Source organism: Streptomyces sp. CLCI03, assembly GCF_053615355.1.
In genome coordinates, this window is record NZ_CM132132.1 from 7648406 (window position 1) to 7666234 (window position 17829).

Genomic DNA, 17829 nt, shown 5'->3' on the forward strand with positions numbered 1-17829 from the left:
GGTTCTGTCGATACCTGTTCCGATATGAATGGAGACGTTGTGTCCGTCGTCAAGAACGCCCTCCCGGAAGCGGACCTGAAGGTCGTCGGTGAAGCGCTGCAGGGCGCTCTGGTGGACCTGGTGGACCTCTCGCTCGTGTCCAAGCAGGTGCACTGGAACGTGGTGGGCCCCCGCTTCCGGTCCGTGCACCTCCAGCTGGACGAGGTCGTCACCACGGCGCGTACCCACTCGGACGTGGTCGCCGAGCGTGCCTCCGCCCTCGGGATCACCCCGGACGGCCGGGCCGCGACGGTGGCGTCGTCCACCGCGATCACCGGCGTGCCGGAGGGCTGGATCAAGGACGTGGACGCCGTCCGCATCCTCGTCGACGCCCTGAGCACGGTGATCGCCCGCATGCGCGACCGCATCCGGGCCACGGACGACCCCGACCCGGTCACCCAGGACCTCCTGATCGCCCTGACCGGAGACCTCGAAAAGCATCATTGGATGTTCGCCGCCGAGAGTGCCTGAGCGGGTCGGGGCGAACGCGGATCGACCCGCGGTACGAGAGTGCCCCCTCCCGACCCCCGAGGGTCGGGAGGGGGCATCGTGCCGGATCCATGGGCGGTGGCGGTTACCCGTCGCGTTCGTGCAGGTGGCGGCCGCCTCGGCAACCAGGGCGCGGGACCGCGTGGCCGGCGGCACGTGTGACGGAAGTCTGACGTCGCGGCGGTCCTTCTGGTGTCCCGTACCCCGGGGTGTTGGAATCGAGGGGTGACGACAGACCATTCCGACTTCGAGGGAACCCCCGTCGGTCGCCGTCTGGTGCTCGGCATGGTCGGGCTCGGCGCCGGGGGCCTCGTGGCCGCACCGTACGTACAGCGCGGGATCGAAGCCTTCCTCGGGGCCGCCTCGGACAAGGACCCGACCGGGCTCACCGGGCTGCTGCCCAACGGAGGCGGCTTCCGCTACTACTCCGTCGCCACCTCCGTGCCGCGCAAGAACGAGCAGAACTACCGGCTCACCGTCGACGGCCTGGTCCGGCGCCCCGCGACGTACACCCTCGACGCCCTGCGCGCGCTGCCGCAGACCCGTGTCGTCAGGGACGTGCAGTGCGTCACCGGTTGGCGGGTCCCCGAGACCGCCTTCACCGGCGTCACCGTGTCCCGCCTCCTGGACGCCGCCGGTGTCGATCCCGAGGCCAAGGCGATCCGCTTCACCTGCTTCGACGGCACGTACAGCGAGAGCCTCACGCTCCCGCAGGCCCGACGCGACGACGTGCTGGTCTGTCTGCGGATGCGGGACGAGCCCGTCAGTCATGCGCACGGCGGCCCGGTCCGGCTGTACGTCGCGCCGATGTACTTCTACAAGTCGGCGAAATGGCTCTCCGGGATCACCGTCACCTCCGAGGTGCGCCCCGGCTACTGGGAGGAGCGGGGCTATGACGTCGATGCCTGGGTCGGCGGGTCCAACGGGCGCAGTGACACCCCCACCGTCTGAACCGGCCCGACGGGTCGCCAGGTTCACCCGTGCCGAGCGTTGGGTCCACCGCGCGACCGCCGCGCTGACGCTGCTGTGCGTGGCGACCGCGGCCGCGCTGTACGTCCCGCAGCTCGCCGAACTGGTCGGCCGGAGAGATCTCGTGGTGACGGTCCACGAATGGGCCGGCATCCTGCTGCCCGCGCCGTTCCTGCTGGGTCTGGCATCCCCCGCCTTCCGGGCCGACCTGCGCAGGTTGAACCGCTTCGGGCCGCACGACAGGAAGTGGCTGCGCGCGGTGCGTCGACGCGACCGCCGGCGCGGATCCCGGCCCGCGGGGAAGTTCAACGCCGGCCAGAAGCTCTACGCCTCGTGGATCGCGGGCGCCGTCCTCGTGATGCTGGCGACCGGCCTGCTGATGTGGTTCACGCATCTGACACCCCTGGTGTGGCGCACCAGCGCCACCTTCGTGCACGACTGGCTGGCCTTGGGCATCGGGCTGGTGCTGGCGGGGCACATCAGGATGGCCCTCGCCGACCCGGAAGCGCGCAGGGGCATGCGTACCGGGTCCGTCGAGCGCCCCTGGGCGGAGCGGGAGCACCCGCTGTGGCTCGGCGACGAGCCGAAGGGCGGACGCGCGGATCGGTCGGAGGGCGGCCCGGACGCCGGATGAGTCGATGACCGCCCCGGCGTCATCCCTCCTGATTCCGCTGTGAGTTGACAGAAGTCGCACCCGTGCACCACCCTTTCACTACTTACCTAGTGAAAGGGTGGTGTTGAGTGCTGGAATACCGCATCGACCGGCGCAGCGGCATCGCCACCTACCTGCAGATCGTCCAGCAGACCAAACAGGCCCTACGCCTGGGCCTGCTGGAGCCCGGCGACAAACTGCCGGCGGCGCGCGAGGTGGTGGAGGCCACCGCCATCAACCCGAACACCGTCCTCAAGGCCTACCGCGAACTGGAACGCGAGGGCCTCGTCGAGGCGAAACGGGGGCTCGGCACCTTCATCCGGAAGTCCTTGGGCAGCGCCCCGGCCGATTCTCCACTGCACGACGAACTCGCCGATTGGGCCCGGCGGGCCCGGGAGGCAGGCCTGGAGCGCGACGACGTGGCCGCGCTCTTCACATCGGTACTGGAACAGCACTTCGAGGGGGACGGCGAAGCATGACGGAAACCGTGATCGAGGCGAAAAACCTCGGACTGCGCTACGGACGTCGGGGAGGCTGGGCGCTGCGTGACTGCTCCTTCCGCCTCCCCGAAGGCCGGGTGTGCGCGCTCGTCGGGCCCAACGGGGCGGGGAAGTCCTCCCTGTTGACCCTCGCCGCAGGCCTCGCGCTCCCCACGGAAGGCACCCTGCGTACGGTGCCGCGCGAGGCGCTCGCGTACGTCGGGCAGGACAAGCCCCTCTATCCGCAGTTCACCATCGGCGAGACCCTGCGGATGGGCCGCGAGCTCAACCCGGGACGCTGGGACGCGGCGACCGCGCAGCGGATCGTCGATGCCGGGGAACTCGACCCGCGCACCGGGGTCCGCACGCTCTCCGGCGGGCAGCGCACCCGCCTCGCCCTGGCCCTGGCCCTCGGCAAGCGCCCCGACCTGCTGCTCCTCGACGAGCCGATGGCGGACCTCGACCCGCTCGCCCGGCGCGAGCTCATGGGCACCCTGATGGTCGACGCCGCCGACAACGGCACGTCCGTGGTGATGTCCTCGCACATCCTCACCGAGCTGGAGGGCGCCTGCGACCACCTCCTGCTGGTCGACCGCGGCCGGATCCGCCTGTGCGGCCCGATCGACGAGATCGGCGCGGCCCACCTGCTGCTCACCGGTCCCGCCTCCGCCGCCGACCGACTCGCCTCCCACACCGTCGTCGAGTCCCGTACGACGGGCCGCCAGCTCACCGCCCTCGTGCGGCCGCGGGGGCCCGTCGACCACCGGGTCTGGCGGACGGCGCTGCCGACCTTGGAAGAGCTCCTGCTCGCCCATCTGCGTTCCCCCGACGGCCCGTCCTTCAGTGCCGAGGACTCCGCCGCGGGTTCCACCGGTGGCTCCACCGAGGACTCCCTCACCACGACGGAGGTGCGGGTATGAGCGGCCTGACGCTGAAGGGCCCGTACTGGGTCGCCGCCCGCCGGCACCGACGCGCGCTGTGGGCCGTGCCCGCGGTCGTGGCCGCCTGTCTCGTCGCCGTGATCGCCCTGCGCATCGGGGCCGGCGACACGGACACGGGCGGGGCGGGCGTGGCGTGGACGAACGACGCTTACCTCCTGCTGCGGATCTGCATGGAGAAGGCCGCCACAGGACTGCTGTTCCTGCCGTTGCTGGTGGGAGCCTTCGTGGCCGGCCCGATGACCGCCCGTGAGCTGGAGAGCGGCACGTGGCGGCTCGCCCTCACCCAGTCGAGCACCCCGAAGGCCTGGCTCGGCTCGAAGGTCGTGGTCGCGGCGATCGTGTCGCTGCTCGGCTCGGCCGCCTTCGTCGCGGTCTACCGCATCGGCTGGGCACGGGTGACCGGCACCTACCGGTTCCACTGGGCGGACCGTGGGACGTACGAGGCCACCGGCCCGGTGCTCATGGCCTACTGCCTGCTCGGCGTGGCACTCGGCGTGCTCATCGGCCAACTGGTCCGGCGGACACTGGCCGCGATGGCACTCACCGGGATCCTCACCGGACTGGTGATGCCGGCCCTCGGCGCGCTGCGGTGGTCGATCCTCCCCGTGGAGACGGGCACGGTGCCGTTGTCGGGGCACGCCTCGCAGGCGATGCCCTACTCCGCCCTGATGATGGACACGGGGCTGGTCACCTCCACGGGTGAGCACCTGCCCGAATACGTCTGTTCCGAGCGGTTCCAGGACGTGGTCAGCTGCCCGGCGGGCATCGATGTCACCGGCCGGTACGCGGAGTTCCACCCGGTCTCGCACTACTGGCCGACGCAGCTCATCGAGAGCTCGCTGGTCCTGGCCCTCGCCGGCGTCGCCCTGTTCGTCGCCCTCCGCCTCGTGGCCGCCCGGCGCGCCTGAGCCGCGCACCGGACGCGGTCCGTGCACCTGCGGGGTGCACGGACCGCATCCGGTGTAGGGCAGATGGCGGACGGCGCTTGTGGAGCCGCCCCGCGGTCAGCACGCTTGATCCATGAGCACACCCGTCCCCGGTCCGGTGCGGCCTGATGCGACGGCCCGGCCGGACGACGTCCGCCGGGCGCTGGTGGCGGGATCCGTCGGCAACTTCATCGAGTGGTACGAGTTCGGGATCTACGGCTACTTCGCCACCGTCATCGCGGCGCAGTTCTTCACCCCGGTGGGTGGCAGCGAGGTGGAGGGGCTCGTCAAGGCGTACGCGTCGTTCGCCCTGGCGTTCTTCTTCCGGCCGGTCGGTGCCGCGGTGTTCGGGCGGTTCGGCGACCGGGTGGGCCGGCGGCCCGCGCTCGTCCTGGTCGTCTGTCTGATGACCGGTGCCACGGCGACGATCGGCCTGCTGCCGACGTACGCGTCGATCGGCGCGGCCGCACCGTGGCTCCTGACACTGCTGCGGATCCTGCAAGGGCTCTCGGCGGGCGGGGAGTTCGGCGGGGCGGTCTCCGTCATGACGGAATGCGCGCCACCGGGCCGCCGGGGCCTGTACGGGGCCTGGCAGTCGTTCACCGTCGCGCTCGGCCTGCTCGCCGGCGCCGCGGTGGCGGTGGTCCTGGCGAGCGTACTGACCTCGGCGCAGCTGCACGGATGGGGCTGGCGGGTGCCGTTCCTGCTCACCTTGCCGCTGGGTCTCCTCGCGCTGCGGCTACGGTTGCGGCTTCCCGCCGAGGAACCGCCCGCCCGCGTACGGACCGGGCCGCCCGCCCCCGGACCGCCCCGGCCGCGCCCCCGGAAGACGGTCCGGGCCGTGGCGCTGGGCGTCGGGCGGGTGATGGGCTGGTCGGCGGCCGGCTACACCTTCCTGGTGGTCCTGCCCTCCTACCTGCAGGGCACGCTCGGCACCAGCTTCCAGCGGGCACTGCTGGGCACCGTCCTGGCGAACCTGGGATTCGCCGCCTCGATCCTCCCCGCCGGCTGGCTGAGCGACCGGATCGGGCGGCGCACGGTGATGGTGGCGGGGGCCCTGCTGACGGCCGCGCTCGCGCTCCCGCTCCTGCACCTGGTGCAGGACCCCGACGGGCCGGCGTACGTGAAGGGGGCGGCGCTGTTCGCCGCGGGCGCCGGTGTCGGCCTGATGGCGGGTCCGGGCCCCGCGATGCTGGCCGAGATGTTCCCGGCCCGTGTGCGCTGCACCGGGCTCGGGCTGGCGTACGCGCTGTCCAACGCCGTGTTCTCGGGCTGCGCCGGACTGATCATCACGAAGGTGGTCGAGCGCACCGGGAACGTGGACGTCCCCGGGTACTACGCCGCGACGACCTGCGCGGTGAGCGCCGTCGCGCTACTGACGCTGCGCGGCGACGACCACGAGCGGGCGCTGCGGTGAGCGCGCTGCGGGTGATCGGGCTGATGTCGGGCACCTCGTACGACGCGATCGACGCGGCGGCCGCCGACCTCTCCCTCCACGGCGACACGCTGGTGCTCACGCCCCTGGGCATGATCAGCACGGCGTACGACGACGAGCTGCGGGCGGACCTGGCCGGGGCCCTGCCGCCCGCCCGGGTGGACCTGGCCACGGTGTGCCGGCTCGACACCCGCATCGGACAGGCCTTCGCCGCGGCGGCGGTGCGGGCCGACGCGGAGCTGTGCGGCGGACGGGCCGACCTGGTGGCGTCGCACGGGCAGACCGTCTTCCACTGGACCGAGGACGGCCGGGTGCACGGCACCCTCCAGATCGGCGAGGCGGCCTGGATCGCCGAGGCGACGGGCCGGCCCGTGGTCTCCGGCTTCCGCACGCGCGACGTGGCAGCCGGGGGGCAGGGTGCGCCGCTGGTCAGCATCGTCGACGTGATGTGGCTGCGGGGACGCCCCGGGGTACCGGTCGCACTCAATCTGGGCGGGATCGGGAACGTCACGGTCGTGCCGGGCGGGGTGGCGGGCACCGGAGGTGAACCGCTGGCCTTCGACACCGGCCCCGCCAACGCGCTGATCGACGCGGCCGTGACCGCTCTGGCGGGGCGCGACACCCCGCGCGACACCCCCGGCGACGTGCCCACGATGGATGTGGACGGGGCCTTCGCCGCGCGGGGCACGGTCCACCCGCCGCTGCTGCGACGGTTGCTCGCCGACCCGTACTACGCCCGGCCCGCGCCGAAGACGACGGGTAAGGAGCGCTTCCACCTGCCCTATCTGCGCGCGGCGCTGGACGCGTGCGAGCCGCTGTCCGTCGAGGACGTCGTCGCCACGCTGACCCGGCTCACGGCCCGGACGGTCGCCGACGCGATCCGGCCCTTCGGGGCGACCGAGGTGATCGCGTCCGGAGGCGGGATCCGCAACCCGGTGCTGATGGACCGGCTCCGGCAGGAACTGGGCGCAGGTCGGGCCGACGGGGTCGACGGTCGCGGTGGGCGCGGTGGGTGCGTGGTGCGGTCCTCGGACGAACTCGGGCTGCCCGCGGGGGCGAAGGAGGCGTACGCCTTCGCCGTACTGGGCTGGCTCACCGCGCACGGCCTGCCGGGCACCGTTCCGGCCTGCACCGGCGCCCGGCGCGCGAGCGTCCTCGGTTCGATCACGCCCGGCGGCCCGGGCCTGCGCCTGCCGCGGCCCCCGGCGACGGCACCGGTCCGGCTGACGGTCGACGGCGGGCCCGGCCCGGTCCGGCCGGACCACCTGCGGTGATCCGGCCGGACCGGCGTCGCCGGCCGGATCCCTGTCAGCGCTCCGCCCGCTACTGACCCTGCTTGATCGCGGAGATGTCGAACTCCAGCACGATCTTGTCGCCGACCAGCACCCCGCCGCCCTCCAGGGCCGCGTTCCAGGTCACGCCGAACTCCTTGCGGGAGATGGTCACCGCCCCCTCCAGACCGACCCGCAGGTTGCCGTAGGGGTCGACGGCATTGCCGGTGTACTCGAAGTCGATGGTGACCGGGCGGGTGGTGTCCTTGACGGTCAGATCGCCGGTGACGCGGTATTCGGAGTCGGAGCGCGGCTCGACCGAGGTGGTGCGGAACGTGATGTCGGGGAAGTGGGGAGCGTCCAGGAAGTCGTTGGTACGCAGGTGCTGGTCGCGCTGCTCGACGCCGGTGTCGATGCTCTCGGTCTTGACCACCACCTGGGCGGTGGAGCGGGCCGGATCGCCACCGTCCAGATGGGCGGTGCCCTCGAACTGGTGGAAGGCGCCGCGGACCTTGGTCACCATGGCGTGGCGGGCGACGAAGCCGATCCGGGTGTGGGCGGGGTCGAGGACGTAGTCCCCGGTGAGCTCCTGGATGGTGGCGGTCATGGGTGACGTTCCTCCGTAGGGCGGGATCCCGGCGGCGGTACGCCCGGAATCTTCCCGACCCACGCTAGGGCGCGAACCGGTCCCGGCCCGGTCGGACGCACGGGGCGACGCCGCAGTGCACTCCGGCCGGCGCCCCCGCCTCACCCGTGGAGAGCAGCGGCCGACCCCCGGCGGCCGGTTGCCGGCGATCAGATCGAGGCTTCGTCGGTCAGTCGGTCAGTCGGTCAGTGGAGGCAGGGCGTACGGACGGAGAACCATGAGCGAGCCTTCCAGGGCCGCCACCATGGCGAAGGGGAAGCGGTCGAGTTCGAGGCAGAGGGCGACGTCATCGGGATGGACTCCTCGACGCACGCCCTCCCGCAGCTCGGCGGCGGCGCGTGACTCGCCGGCCCGGCGGAGGAACACGGCGGCGTCCGTCTCGGCCTCGGTGGCCCTGCCGGCGATGTACTGAGCACACGCCAGATCTTCTTCGGCCCGCCCGTCCTCGCCGGTGACCACGAAAGTGACGCTGTCGCACCCTCGCGTCCGCAGGACCCGAGCCGTTGCCTCCGCGACCACGAAGCCGGCGCACAGCACCAGCGACGCCTCCTTGACCGCGAGCGCGCCGACCGTCCCCGCCGTGGTCTTCTGCACCACGGTCCGTCCGCCGAGGTCCATGGACCGCAGCATGCCGGGCGAGTTGACGGTGTCGAACCCGGGCGCGGGCGGACCGTCCTTGAGCGCCACCCATGCGGGGTGGCGCGCTTTGAGGGCGAGGGCCTCGGCCGGCGACTCCGCGAGAACGATCTTTTCCGCGCCCCGGGCGAAGGCCCAGGCAGCCACCGTGAAAGCACGCATGACGTCGACCACCACCGCCACGCGCGGGGTTTCGACCAGCTCGGCGATACCAAGAAATCCAGCGTCCATCCGATCATGATCGGGCATGCCCGGCCCGATGCCCCCGGAGAGTGGCGCGGCCCACAGCGAGGCCGTCACGACACGGGCGAACGGACGTGTCACGTGGCGCGGTCGGTCGTGAACTGCCGCTGCGGCGCGGCCCCCAGGACGAGGGTGGGGGGCCGCGCCGTCATGTGATCAGGGGGACCCGGGCGGCGGCGTGGCACCGGGGACCGGGGCGACGAAGGCCGGGTTGTTCGAAGTGGAAGAAGAGCAGGGTTCCGGAGTCGGGCAGGGCGAGTCCGCAGTCGCCGGCCGCCGCGAGGGCCGCGCAGTCGAGCGAGGCGATGTGGGACAACGGGCCGTGTCCCTCCCACGTGGGCCACGGCAGGTCGAGCGGCAGTTCCGGAAGCCCACCGAGCCGCCCGGCCGGCGGTCCGTCGCCCGCGTGGGCCAGGCGCAGGCCCGGCGTGAGCAGGCCGATCCACCGCGCGGCGTCGTCGGGCGGCAGGTGGCGGTGGGCGAGGTCGTGCAGCGCCTCGGCGGGAGCGAGCGTCATGGGACGAGCATGCACGAGACCACTGACAGCGAGTACCGACAGCGAGTACTGACAGCGAGTACCGACAGCGGCTACTGACAGACCGACAGGACGGGCGGAACCGAGTCGGCGCCTCGCGCGCCGAGCCTCGGGGCGGCCGAAGCGAACTGTCGGACGAGCCGCGGCGACTTGCACGGCCAACCGGGGGGTCGCGGCGCGCGCCGTGCCCCCGGAGCGCCGCTCGGGCTGCTACTGCTGGGCCGGGCCGGGCAGCGCCCGCCCCGACCGTCCCCGCGCACACCCAGGAGCCACGTACATGCCGACCCGTGCCCGCGCCCGCCGGAGCCGCCGCCTCCGCACCGGACTGTCCGTCACCGTCCTGACCGCCGCCGTGCTCGGAGGGCTGCTGCAGCCCGCGCAGGCGGCCGGTGACCCCGGCCCGGGCGACGGGCCGGGGCGCCACGACAAGGGCCTCCAGCGGCAGCTCGACGGGCTGGTCGCCCAGGAGGACGGCCCACCCGGGGTGATCGCCCTGCTCACCCGGGGCAACCGTACGGAGGTGTACACGGCCGGAGTCGGCGACATCGCGACCGGTCGCCCACCGCACCCCGACGACCACATGCGCATCGCCAGCATCGCCAAGGCCTTCAGCGGGGCCGTAGCCCTCCAGCTCGTCGACCAAGGCCTGCTCTCCCTCGACGACACCATCGGCGAGCGCCTGCCCGACCAGCCCGAGGCCTGGCACGCGGTGACGCTGCGCCAGCTCCTCCAGCACACGAGCGGTCTCCCGGACTTCTCGACCGCCCCCCGGTTCCTGGAGATCCTCAACGCCGACCCGCGCCACGTGTTCGACCCGCGCACCCTCCTCGACTTCGTGGCCGACAAGCCGCTGCTCTTCGTCCCCGGCTCCCTGTACGAGTACTCCAACTCGGACAACATCGCCGTCGCGCTGATGGCCGAGGCCGTCACCGACCGCCGCTACGAGGACCTCCTCAAGGAGCTCGTGTACCGCCCGCTGGGGCTGCGCCGCACGAGCCTGCCCCTGGGATACCGGCTCCCGCGTCCGTACCTGCACGGTTACGACGTCCAGCCGCCGGCCGAACCGGAGGACATCAGCGAGGCCCTGGGCGCGTCCGGTGTCTGGGCCTCCGGTGGGATCGTCTCCACCCCGAAGGAACTGGGTGCCTTCATCCGCGCCTACGGCGGCCCCTCGATGCTGTCGGCGCCGACGCGCAAGGAGCAGCTGACCTTCCGACCCGGCGACTCCTCGGAGCCCGCAGGTCCCGGTACCAACGCCGCCGGGCTGGCGATCTTCCAGTACACCACCCGCTGCGGGGTGCTCTACGGACACACCGGGAACTTCCCCGGGTACACCCAGCTCGCCGCCACCACCCCCGACGGCACCCGGTCGCTGACCTTCTCGATCAACACCCAGACCAGTAAGAGCAACAAGCCGGCGCTACTGGCCCGACTGCGCACCGTGCAGGAGGACTTCGTCTGCGCCCTGCTCAAGGGGCACTGAGCCGAAGCGACTCGGCGGTGAGGCGCGTGCGGCGCGGCGATGCGCCGCGTGCGGCGGTGTGGCGCGAAAACGATCACGCTCGCCCGCGCCGCCGCCCGCGATCCCTATGCTGACGCCATGCTCGACATACCCCTTTCAGCGCTGGAAGTCGCGATGGTGCAAACGGGCACCCGAGCCGTCGACACCCTGCGGGACACCACGGCCTTCGCCCAAGGACTGGAGGACCTCGGCTACCACCGCCTCTGGTACGCGGAGCATCATCACTCTCCCGCGATCGGCGCGTTCCCACCGGTCGTCCTGACGGCGCACGCGGCCGCGTTGACCTCCGCCATCCGGCTCGGTTCGGGTGGAGTGCTGGCGCCCAACCACGCCCCCCTCGCGCTGGCGGAGCAGTTCGGCACGCTGGCCGCCCTGCACGAGGACCGTATCGACCTGGGCATCGGCCGTGGGCCCGGCACCTTCGACGACGCCACCGCGCGGTCGCTGCGTCGCGGCGCCGGCCCGGCGACGGATGCCGAGTACCGGGACGACGTGGCCGCCATCCTGTCGTTCCTGGTGGACGAGGTGGCGCTGGGCCCGCTGCCGGAACCGTGGCTGCTCGCCTCCAGCCCCGCGGGGGCCGCGCTCGCCGCGGAACTCGGCCTGCCGGTCGCGGTCGCCCACCACATCCGGCCGGACAACACCACCGAGGTCCTGGAGCGCTATCGGTCGGCCTTCTCCCCGTCCCGCTGGTGCGAGCGGCCCCGCGTGCTGCTGTGCGTGGAGGCGGTGTGCGCGGAGACGGAGGAGGAGGCCGTACGACGTGCGGGACCGATGAACGTCGTGAAGGCCGGCCTCCTGAAGGGGGAGAGCCGGCTGCCCTTCCCCACCCCCGAGCAGGCGGCCGACCACCCCTTCACGGAGCAGGAACGGCACGCCCTCGCCGGCTTCCGCGCCCAGCAGGCCGTCGGCGCGCCGGAGACCGTCGTGAAGCGGCTCGCGCACCTGGCCAGCGAGACGGGGGCGGACGAGCTGATGCTGGCCACGCCCGTGTACGACCTCGCCGACCGCATCGCCTCGTACGCGCTCATCGGAAAGCACGGGCAAGCGGCGACGGCACGGTAGGGGTGCGCCACCGGCGCCACCGCCGCGGCGAGTGCCCGTGACACTGCTCACAGGCGACCCGGCACCACGGAGGGGGCCACAGCCGTTGGCGCTCCGAGGTTGTCGCCCTCCCGCGGAGGAGCCCGTGTGCACTGAGCCACACAAAAAGGGTGATTCGGTCGAAGGGTTGCTCCGAACGGATGACCTAGCCTGGACCGACCAGTGTGATCCGGGGGCTGAGGGCAAAGGAAGAGCACGTCCATGCGCATCACCACCACTTCCGCACGTCGTCGTCGGCGGGCGGGGTACGGGGCCGCGGCCGCCCTTCTCGGCCTCCTGGCGGCAGCCGGCACTCCCGCTCACGCTGCTACGGACGGCTCGGTGGACCGCGCACCGGACGGACCCCCCGTCGGCAACTCCGCACCGGCCGGTCCGGCGGGCGCCGCCCGGGGAGCCGCTCAGGAAGCCGCCCGGAGCGCCACCCACGGCGGCGCCGGGGTCCCGTCGGCGATATCCAGGCTGGCGCAGGGCAGCGGCCGCCAGGTCGCGATCACCATCGACGACGGCCCGGACCCCCGCTGGACGCCCCAGGTCCTGGAGACGCTGCGCAAGCACCACGTCAAGGCGACCTTCTGCATGATCGGTACCAAGGCGCAGAAGTACCCGGAGCTGGTGCGTGCGGTCGCCGCCGACGGACACCAGCTGTGTGATCACTCCGTCGACCACGACGTCACGATGGACCACAAGCCCGTCGCCTACCAGCGGCAGCAGATCCTCGACGGCAAGGCCATGATCGAGAAGGCCGTGCCCGGGGTCCCCGTCACGTACTACCGCGCGCCGGGCGGAGCCTTCACCCCCGACAGCCGCGCGATCGCCGCCGCGAGCGGGATGCGGCCGCTGGGCTGGAGCGTCGACCCCAAGGACTGGAGCCGGCCGGGCCTGAAGGCCATCCTCTCCACCGTGGAGGGCAAGCTCCCGCAGCAGCCGACGGTCCTCTTCCACGACGGGGGCGGCGACCGCAGCGAGACCGTGGCCGCGCTGAAGGAGTACCTGCCCTGGCTCACCGAGCAGGGCTACAGCTTCTCCTTCCCGGCCCGCACCGCCCCGTAGACCGGTTTCCTCACCGCTACGCGGGGAGGCGGAATCCGTTGAAGAGATCGTCCATGCCGCGCAGGGCCAGCCGGTCCGGGGTGGCACGGACCACGAGATCGCGGACAGCCGCCGCGACCGGATTGCGGAGGACTCCCAGGCGTCCGATGCGGCGGGCACGCAGGCGCACGGTGTCGGTGCGGGCGTGGCGAGCGGCGGTGTACGCGGCGAGGGCCGCCGGAACGGCCGAATCGGAGCCGTCCCCGCCGCCCCCGCCGGCTCCGCGTTCTCCGGTCGGCAGCAGCTGGGCGAGGACCACCGCGTCCTCGATGGCCTGGCAACCGCCCTGGCCGAGGTTGGGTGCCATGGCGTGGGCCGCGTCGCCCAGCCAGGCGATCCGGCCGTGGTGCAGGCGCGGGAGCGGGGCGGCCAGATCGTAGAGATCGTTCCGCAGGACATCGGCAGGGTCGAGCCGCCCGACGCGGTCCAGCAGGGCCGGAATGGGCGCGTGCCATGAACCGAAGCGCTGCCGCAGTTCGGTGCGCGGGTCGGCGAAGCGGGTGTCCGGCGGGACGATCGCGGTGGCGTAGAGGTAGGAGCGGCCGTCCACGAGCGGGGTCACCCCGAACCGTTTCCCCCGCCCCCATGTCTCGCTCATGGCCCGTATGCGCAGGTCCGGCGCCTCCACGATGGTCCGCCAGGCGGTCTCGCCGATGTAATGCAGGCCGGGGTGCGCGGGAAAGCGCGCGCGGCGCAACGGACTGTGGATGCCGTCGGCGGCGACGACCAGATCGGCGGGAAGGTCGGGGCCCGTGGCCGTGCGAACGGTCGGGCGGCGGCCCTCGGCATCGTCGACGCCGGTCACCTCGGTGCCGTGACGAAGGGCCGAGGGCGGCAGTGCCGCGGAGAGCGTGGCGGTGAGCGCCGGGCGCGCGACGGCGAGGGGTGCCATTCCGTATCGGGCCGTCATGTCGGCGGTGCCCGTACGGGTGAGCCACCGGCCGTCCGGGCGGCGCACACCCATCGTCTCGGGTACGGTGCCGCCGATCGCCCGGGAGACGTCGACGCCGATCGAGCCGAGCGCGCGCAGGGCGTTGGGGGCGAGGCCGATGCCGGCGCCGGTGACGGGGGGTTCGGGGGCGCGTTCGCAGACGGTGACGTCCCAGCCCCGGCGGTGCAGCGCGACGGCGATCGTGAGGCCGCCGATCCCGGCTCCGACCACCACCGCGTGACGGTTCGTCATGGCCAACCTCTTCGTTCGGGGCCCCCACCATAGAACGGCCGCGTCGGGCGCCGGACGCCTGTCCCGTCATACGGCCGTCAGGAGCGTGAGGGCCGTGAGGGCCGTGAGGAGGGTCCGGCCGTTCGCCGGGGGAGGTCGGCGTCGGCGTGGCCGGAGGTCGGCCCGTCCGCGGAGGCCTCATGACGGACCTCGGCCGAGGGCCGGCCCAGGGCGACTCCGCCCAATGCCAGGGCCAGGCCGCACAGCTGCCGGCCCGTCAGCACCTCCCCGGCGATCGCCGTCCCGAGCAGCACACCCGTGACCGGGTTGAGCAGCCCCAGCAGGCCCACCGTCCCGGCGGGCAGGCGGCGAAGACCTGCGAACCAGGCGACGAAGGCCAGTGCGGTGGCGACCAGGCCGACGTAGCAGAACGCGAGGAAGGCCGAGGGGGACATCGGCGGCGGCGCGCCCTCGACGGCCACCGCGACCGGCAGCAGGAGCAGGCCCCCGGCGGTGAGCTGCCAAGCCGTCGAGGCGAGCACACCGGCATCGGCGGTACGGGTGTTCCACCGCTTGGCCAGGACGTGGCCGAAGGACGACACCAGGACCGCCGCGGCGGAGGCCAGGACGCCCGGCACGCTGATCCCGCCCGCGCCGCCGAGCAGCATGAGGCTCACCCCGCCCAGCCCGATCGCGGCGCCCGCCAGATGGGCGGCGCCGGGCCGTTCGGCCACCAGGGCCCAGGCGGCGAGCATCATGATCAAGGGGGAGACGGCCATGACGGTCGAGGCCACGCTCGTCGGCAGCAGCTGGGAGGCGACGAAGACGAGGACGAAGAACACGCTCACATTGAGCAACCCGAGGACGGCGGACCGCCCCCACCACACGCCGCGCGGCCGCCGGCGGCACAACGCCAGCAGGACCAGGCCGGCCGGCAGTGCGCGTAGGGCGGCCCCGTACAGCGGGTGGTCCGCCGGCAGGAACGCGTGGGTGACGAAGTAGTTGGCCCCCCAGGCGATCGGCGCCACAGCGGTCAGTGCCACCCAGCGCATGTTTGCTTCCATGGAAGGTATTGTAGCTTCCATGGAAGCGAATGATGCGGCGGGAGGCCACGGAGCACCGCGGGACCGCGTGGACCGGGTGGCCCGGATCCAGGCCGACTGGCGCCGCGAAAGACCTGACCTGGATCTCGACCCGCAGGGCGTGATCGGCCGACTGCACCGCCTCGCCGACCGGCTCGGTGCGGAACTCCGCCTCGTCTACGACCGCTACGGCCTCGGTGAAGGCGAGTTCGACGTGCTGTGCGCACTGCGCAGGGCGGGCGAGCCCTTCGAGCGGGCGCCGGGCGAGCTCGCCGCGCACACCATGGTCACCACCGGTGCGATGACGAAGCGGATCGACCGCCTGGAACGGTCCGGGCTCGTCACTCGGCGGCGCTCCGGGGACGACCAGCGCGGCCGGATCGTGGCCCTCACCTCCGCCGGGCGCGACCTCGTCGACCGGGCGTTCACCGACCACATGCGCAACGAACGCCGCCTGCTGGACCTCGTGACGCCGGAGGAGGCCGCGGCGCTGGAGAAGCTGCTCACCACCTGGCTCTCCCGCCTGGAGGACTGAGGCGGGGGAGCGACGCGGTCCCTGGCGGGACGCCTCCGGCACCCGCCGGGCTCGACCCTCGACCCGACCCGGAGAATGCCACGGTATGAACTCTCAGTCACCGTGGCGTCCTTCGGGTGGAGCGCTCCGCGCCGTGCGGGCGTACCCGCGCCGCGCGCCGTTGACCCTCGCCTATGTCTGCCTGCTCCTGGTCGGTCACGTCTGGGTCGAACAGTGGCTGTCCGTCGATCGGGCGGCCGACGTGCTGGGCCACCTCAGTACCAACCTGGACAACCTGCGGGACCACCCGGTGTCCGCACTGCTCGGCAGCGTGCTGTTCTTCGACGGCACCCTCACGGACGTCGCTTCGACCGACTTCGTGGGTACCTTCATCACCCTGGGCCTCGGCGTCTGCTGCTTCCTGGCCTGGGTGGAGCACCGATGGGGCAAGCGTCGCGCCATAGCCGTCTTCCTCGGGGGGCATGTCGTGGCCACCCTGCTCACCGCGGTCGTCATCGTCGTCGCGCTGCGGCAGGGTTGGTATCCGGCGGAGGTGCGGCAGTCGCTGGACTACGGGGTCAGCTACGGAGCCCAGACCGTACTGGCCATCGGTACGCTCGCCCTGCCGCGCCGTGGCCGCCTCCCTTGGGCCGTCTTCGTCCTCGCATGGCCGCTCGGCGGCGCCGACTGGTCCGCGCCGTTGCCGGACTTCACCACGATCGGCCATGTCGTGGCGGCGGTTCTCGGCTTCGGACTGTCGGCCGTCCCGGCCTTCCGGCGGCAACGGGTCCGTCCCACCGCCGCGTTGTCCACCGCGACGAGCGACGCCGGCCCGGACCGGGGCGCCGCCGGAGCGGTCGAAGGGGGATCTTCGGATGGAGCCGCCCGGCGGCGTTGAGGTCGAAGCCGGACGGCGGACGGCGGCCGGCCTTCGACAGGGCCGGCACCCGCGAGAGGCATGCGGTGAGTGGCTGTGCTCCCGCGGCCGAAGCGGCGTTCGGCTAATCCTTTGCCCAGGAGCCGATGGACCGGCTACGTTCTCCCCGCCGTCCGTGTCGATCCGGACCGGCACCGTCGACGAGGAGGTGTGGAGCACATGCGCAGGAGTGCACAGCAGTTGAGCCCGCGTACTGACCTTTGCCACCCCCTCATGACGGAGACACCTTGTCGTTCCGCATCACCCCACTGACCGACCCGGCTCATGGGGCGCACAGCCGACGCCTTGCATGGCTGGCGTCCGACACCGATGACAACCCGGTCGGGACGGCCTTCCTGCGCCTGTTCGACGGCGGACAAGCGCACCTGGCCGACCTGACCCTCCACGTTCATCCCGTGGAGCGCCGCAAGGGCGTCGGCTCCCGGCTGCTGGACACGGCCGTGGCCGCAGCCCGGGACAACAACCGGCGCTGCGTCGTGGCGCAGGCCGGGGCCGGATCGCCCGGCGACCGCTTCCTGCCGGCCCGCGGCTTCCGCAGGGTCCTCACCCTGAGGTACTCCCGCCTGGCCCTGGCCGAGGTGGACATCCCCTCCCTGGCAGAGATCATCGAGCGTCCGCACACCGGCTACCGGCTGGCGTCCTGGCAGGGAACCGTCCCCGACGATCTCGCCCGGACCTTCGCCGACTCACGCCGCGCCATGGACGACATGCCCATGGAGGACAGCGACCACGGCACCACCCTCTGGGACGTGGACCGGGTCCGGGCCGCGGCGAAAGCCGTCGAACAGCGCGGCGACCACCTGCACACCGTCGTCGCCATCGACACCTCCAACGGCTCGATCGCCGGGTTCACCGAACTCGTCGTGCCCGGCGGCGGTACAGGTGATGCCCAGCACTACGGCACCGGCGTGCTGCCCGAGCACCGCGGACACGGCCTCGGCCGCTGGATGAAGGCCGAGTCGATCCGCCGAGCCCACGGGCACTATCCGGACCTCGACGGTCTCCTGACCGACACCGCCGACAGCAACACGCACATGAGACACATCAGCGACAGCCTCGGCTACCTGCCCACACACACGACACGGCAGTATCAGCTCGACCTGTAGGGGCGAGTGGACGGGCCGGACCGGGGCATCACCTCGTCCGGCCCGTCGGCGC

Annotated in this window: 19 protein-coding genes; 14 read left to right on the plus strand and 5 right to left on the minus strand. The window is 72.6% G+C overall.

Annotated elements, in window-relative coordinates; translation table 11 throughout:
- The first annotated feature begins 39 nt into the window (after positions 1–39).
- The 8 genes from ACWG52_RS35255 to ACWG52_RS35290 all read left to right on the plus strand — a co-directional run bounded on the left by ACWG52_RS35255 (position 40) and on the right by ACWG52_RS35290 (position 7204).
- Positions 40–510 carry a Dps family protein gene (locus ACWG52_RS35255; RefSeq protein WP_030728194.1) on the plus strand — a complete coding sequence of 157 codons (471 nt, stop codon included), beginning with the start codon at positions 40–42 and terminating at the stop codon, positions 508–510.
- Positions 511–813: 303 nt separating this feature from the next.
- Entirely contained in the window at positions 814–1479 is a 666-nt protein-coding gene (locus tag ACWG52_RS35260) for a molybdopterin-dependent oxidoreductase (protein ID WP_390137788.1), read from the plus strand.
- Positions 1421–2131, plus strand: coding sequence for a cytochrome b/b6 domain-containing protein (locus ACWG52_RS35265; RefSeq protein WP_453126993.1), 711 nt, complete (start codon positions 1421–1423; stop codon positions 2129–2131). The genes ACWG52_RS35260 and ACWG52_RS35265 overlap by 59 nt, the downstream gene beginning before the upstream one ends.
- 107 nt (positions 2132–2238) lie before the next feature.
- Complete coding sequence (locus ACWG52_RS35270) at positions 2239–2628, plus strand: GntR family transcriptional regulator (RefSeq protein WP_389806847.1); 390 nt, start codon at positions 2239–2241, stop codon at positions 2626–2628.
- On the plus strand, positions 2625–3548 hold the full coding sequence (locus ACWG52_RS35275; protein WP_453126995.1) for an ABC transporter ATP-binding protein: 924 nt from the start codon (positions 2625–2627) through the stop codon (positions 3546–3548). The genes ACWG52_RS35270 and ACWG52_RS35275 overlap by 4 nt, the downstream gene beginning before the upstream one ends.
- The gene (locus ACWG52_RS35280; protein WP_453126997.1) at positions 3545–4477 is read left to right on the plus strand and encodes an ABC transporter permease; all 933 of its coding nucleotides are present in this window, start codon (positions 3545–3547) and stop codon (positions 4475–4477) included. The genes ACWG52_RS35275 and ACWG52_RS35280 overlap by 4 nt, the downstream gene beginning before the upstream one ends.
- Before the next feature lie 112 nt (positions 4478–4589).
- Complete coding sequence (locus ACWG52_RS35285) at positions 4590–5912, plus strand: MFS transporter (RefSeq protein ID WP_453126999.1); 1323 nt, start codon at positions 4590–4592, stop codon at positions 5910–5912.
- A 5-nt stretch (positions 5913–5917) separates the two neighbouring features.
- Positions 5918–7204: an anhydro-N-acetylmuramic acid kinase gene (locus tag ACWG52_RS35290; RefSeq protein WP_389806910.1), complete on the plus strand. Its 1287-nt coding sequence runs from the start codon at positions 5918–5920 to the stop codon at positions 7202–7204.
- A 49-nt stretch (positions 7205–7253) separates the two neighbouring features.
- Here ACWG52_RS35290 and ACWG52_RS35295 read toward each other — a convergent pair whose 3' ends face one another.
- The 3 genes from ACWG52_RS35295 to ACWG52_RS35305 form a co-directional block, all read right to left on the minus strand.
- The gene (locus tag ACWG52_RS35295) at positions 7254–7808 is read right to left on the minus strand and encodes a YceI family protein (protein WP_266446602.1); all 555 of its coding nucleotides are present in this window, start codon (positions 7806–7808) and stop codon (positions 7254–7256) included.
- Between the two features lie 216 nt (positions 7809–8024).
- Entirely contained in the window at positions 8025–8714 is a 690-nt protein-coding gene (locus tag ACWG52_RS35300) for a 2-phosphosulfolactate phosphatase (protein ID WP_389806843.1), read from the minus strand.
- A gap of 160 nt (positions 8715–8874) precedes the next feature.
- On the minus strand, positions 8875–9243 hold the full coding sequence (locus ACWG52_RS35305; protein WP_389806842.1) for a DUF1963 domain-containing protein: 369 nt from the start codon (positions 9241–9243) through the stop codon (positions 8875–8877).
- 295 nt (positions 9244–9538) lie between these two features.
- Between ACWG52_RS35305 and ACWG52_RS35310 the strand changes: the two genes are divergently transcribed.
- The 3 genes from ACWG52_RS35310 (at position 9539) to ACWG52_RS35320 (ending at position 12937) form a co-directional block, all read left to right on the plus strand.
- Positions 9539–10744 (plus strand): serine hydrolase domain-containing protein, encoded by a 1206-nt coding sequence (locus ACWG52_RS35310; protein WP_389806841.1) that lies wholly within the window; start codon positions 9539–9541, stop codon positions 10742–10744.
- 117 nt (positions 10745–10861) lie between these two features.
- Positions 10862–11848, plus strand: a complete 987-nt coding sequence (locus ACWG52_RS35315; protein WP_453127002.1) for an MsnO8 family LLM class oxidoreductase — start codon at positions 10862–10864, stop codon at positions 11846–11848.
- 240 nt (positions 11849–12088) lie between these two features.
- On the plus strand, positions 12089–12937 hold the full coding sequence (locus tag ACWG52_RS35320) for a polysaccharide deacetylase family protein (RefSeq protein ID WP_389806839.1): 849 nt from the start codon (positions 12089–12091) through the stop codon (positions 12935–12937).
- 16 nt (positions 12938–12953) lie between these two features.
- Here ACWG52_RS35320 and ACWG52_RS35325 read toward each other — a convergent pair whose 3' ends face one another.
- Both ACWG52_RS35325 and ACWG52_RS35330 read right to left on the minus strand, forming a co-directional pair.
- Positions 12954–14159 (minus strand): FAD-dependent oxidoreductase, encoded by a 1206-nt coding sequence (locus tag ACWG52_RS35325; protein WP_390137244.1) that lies wholly within the window; start codon positions 14157–14159, stop codon positions 12954–12956.
- A gap of 77 nt (positions 14160–14236) precedes the next feature.
- Positions 14237–15202 (minus strand): EamA family transporter, encoded by a 966-nt coding sequence (locus tag ACWG52_RS35330; protein WP_389806837.1) that lies wholly within the window; start codon positions 15200–15202, stop codon positions 14237–14239.
- A gap of 19 nt (positions 15203–15221) precedes the next feature.
- Here ACWG52_RS35330 and ACWG52_RS35335 point away from each other — a divergent pair, with 19 nt between their 5' ends.
- From ACWG52_RS35335 to ACWG52_RS35345, 3 genes are all read left to right on the plus strand, one after another.
- Positions 15222–15755 carry a MarR family winged helix-turn-helix transcriptional regulator gene (locus ACWG52_RS35335; protein ID WP_389806836.1) on the plus strand — a complete coding sequence of 178 codons (534 nt, stop codon included), beginning with the start codon at positions 15222–15224 and terminating at the stop codon, positions 15753–15755.
- Between the two features lie 85 nt (positions 15756–15840).
- Entirely contained in the window at positions 15841–16632 is a 792-nt protein-coding gene (locus ACWG52_RS35340) for a rhomboid-like protein (RefSeq protein WP_389806835.1), read from the plus strand.
- Positions 16633–16898: 266 nt separating this feature from the next.
- The gene (locus ACWG52_RS35345; RefSeq protein ID WP_390137252.1) at positions 16899–17777 is read left to right on the plus strand and encodes a GNAT family N-acetyltransferase; all 879 of its coding nucleotides are present in this window, start codon (positions 16899–16901) and stop codon (positions 17775–17777) included.
- Positions 17778–17829 lie beyond the last annotated feature (52 nt).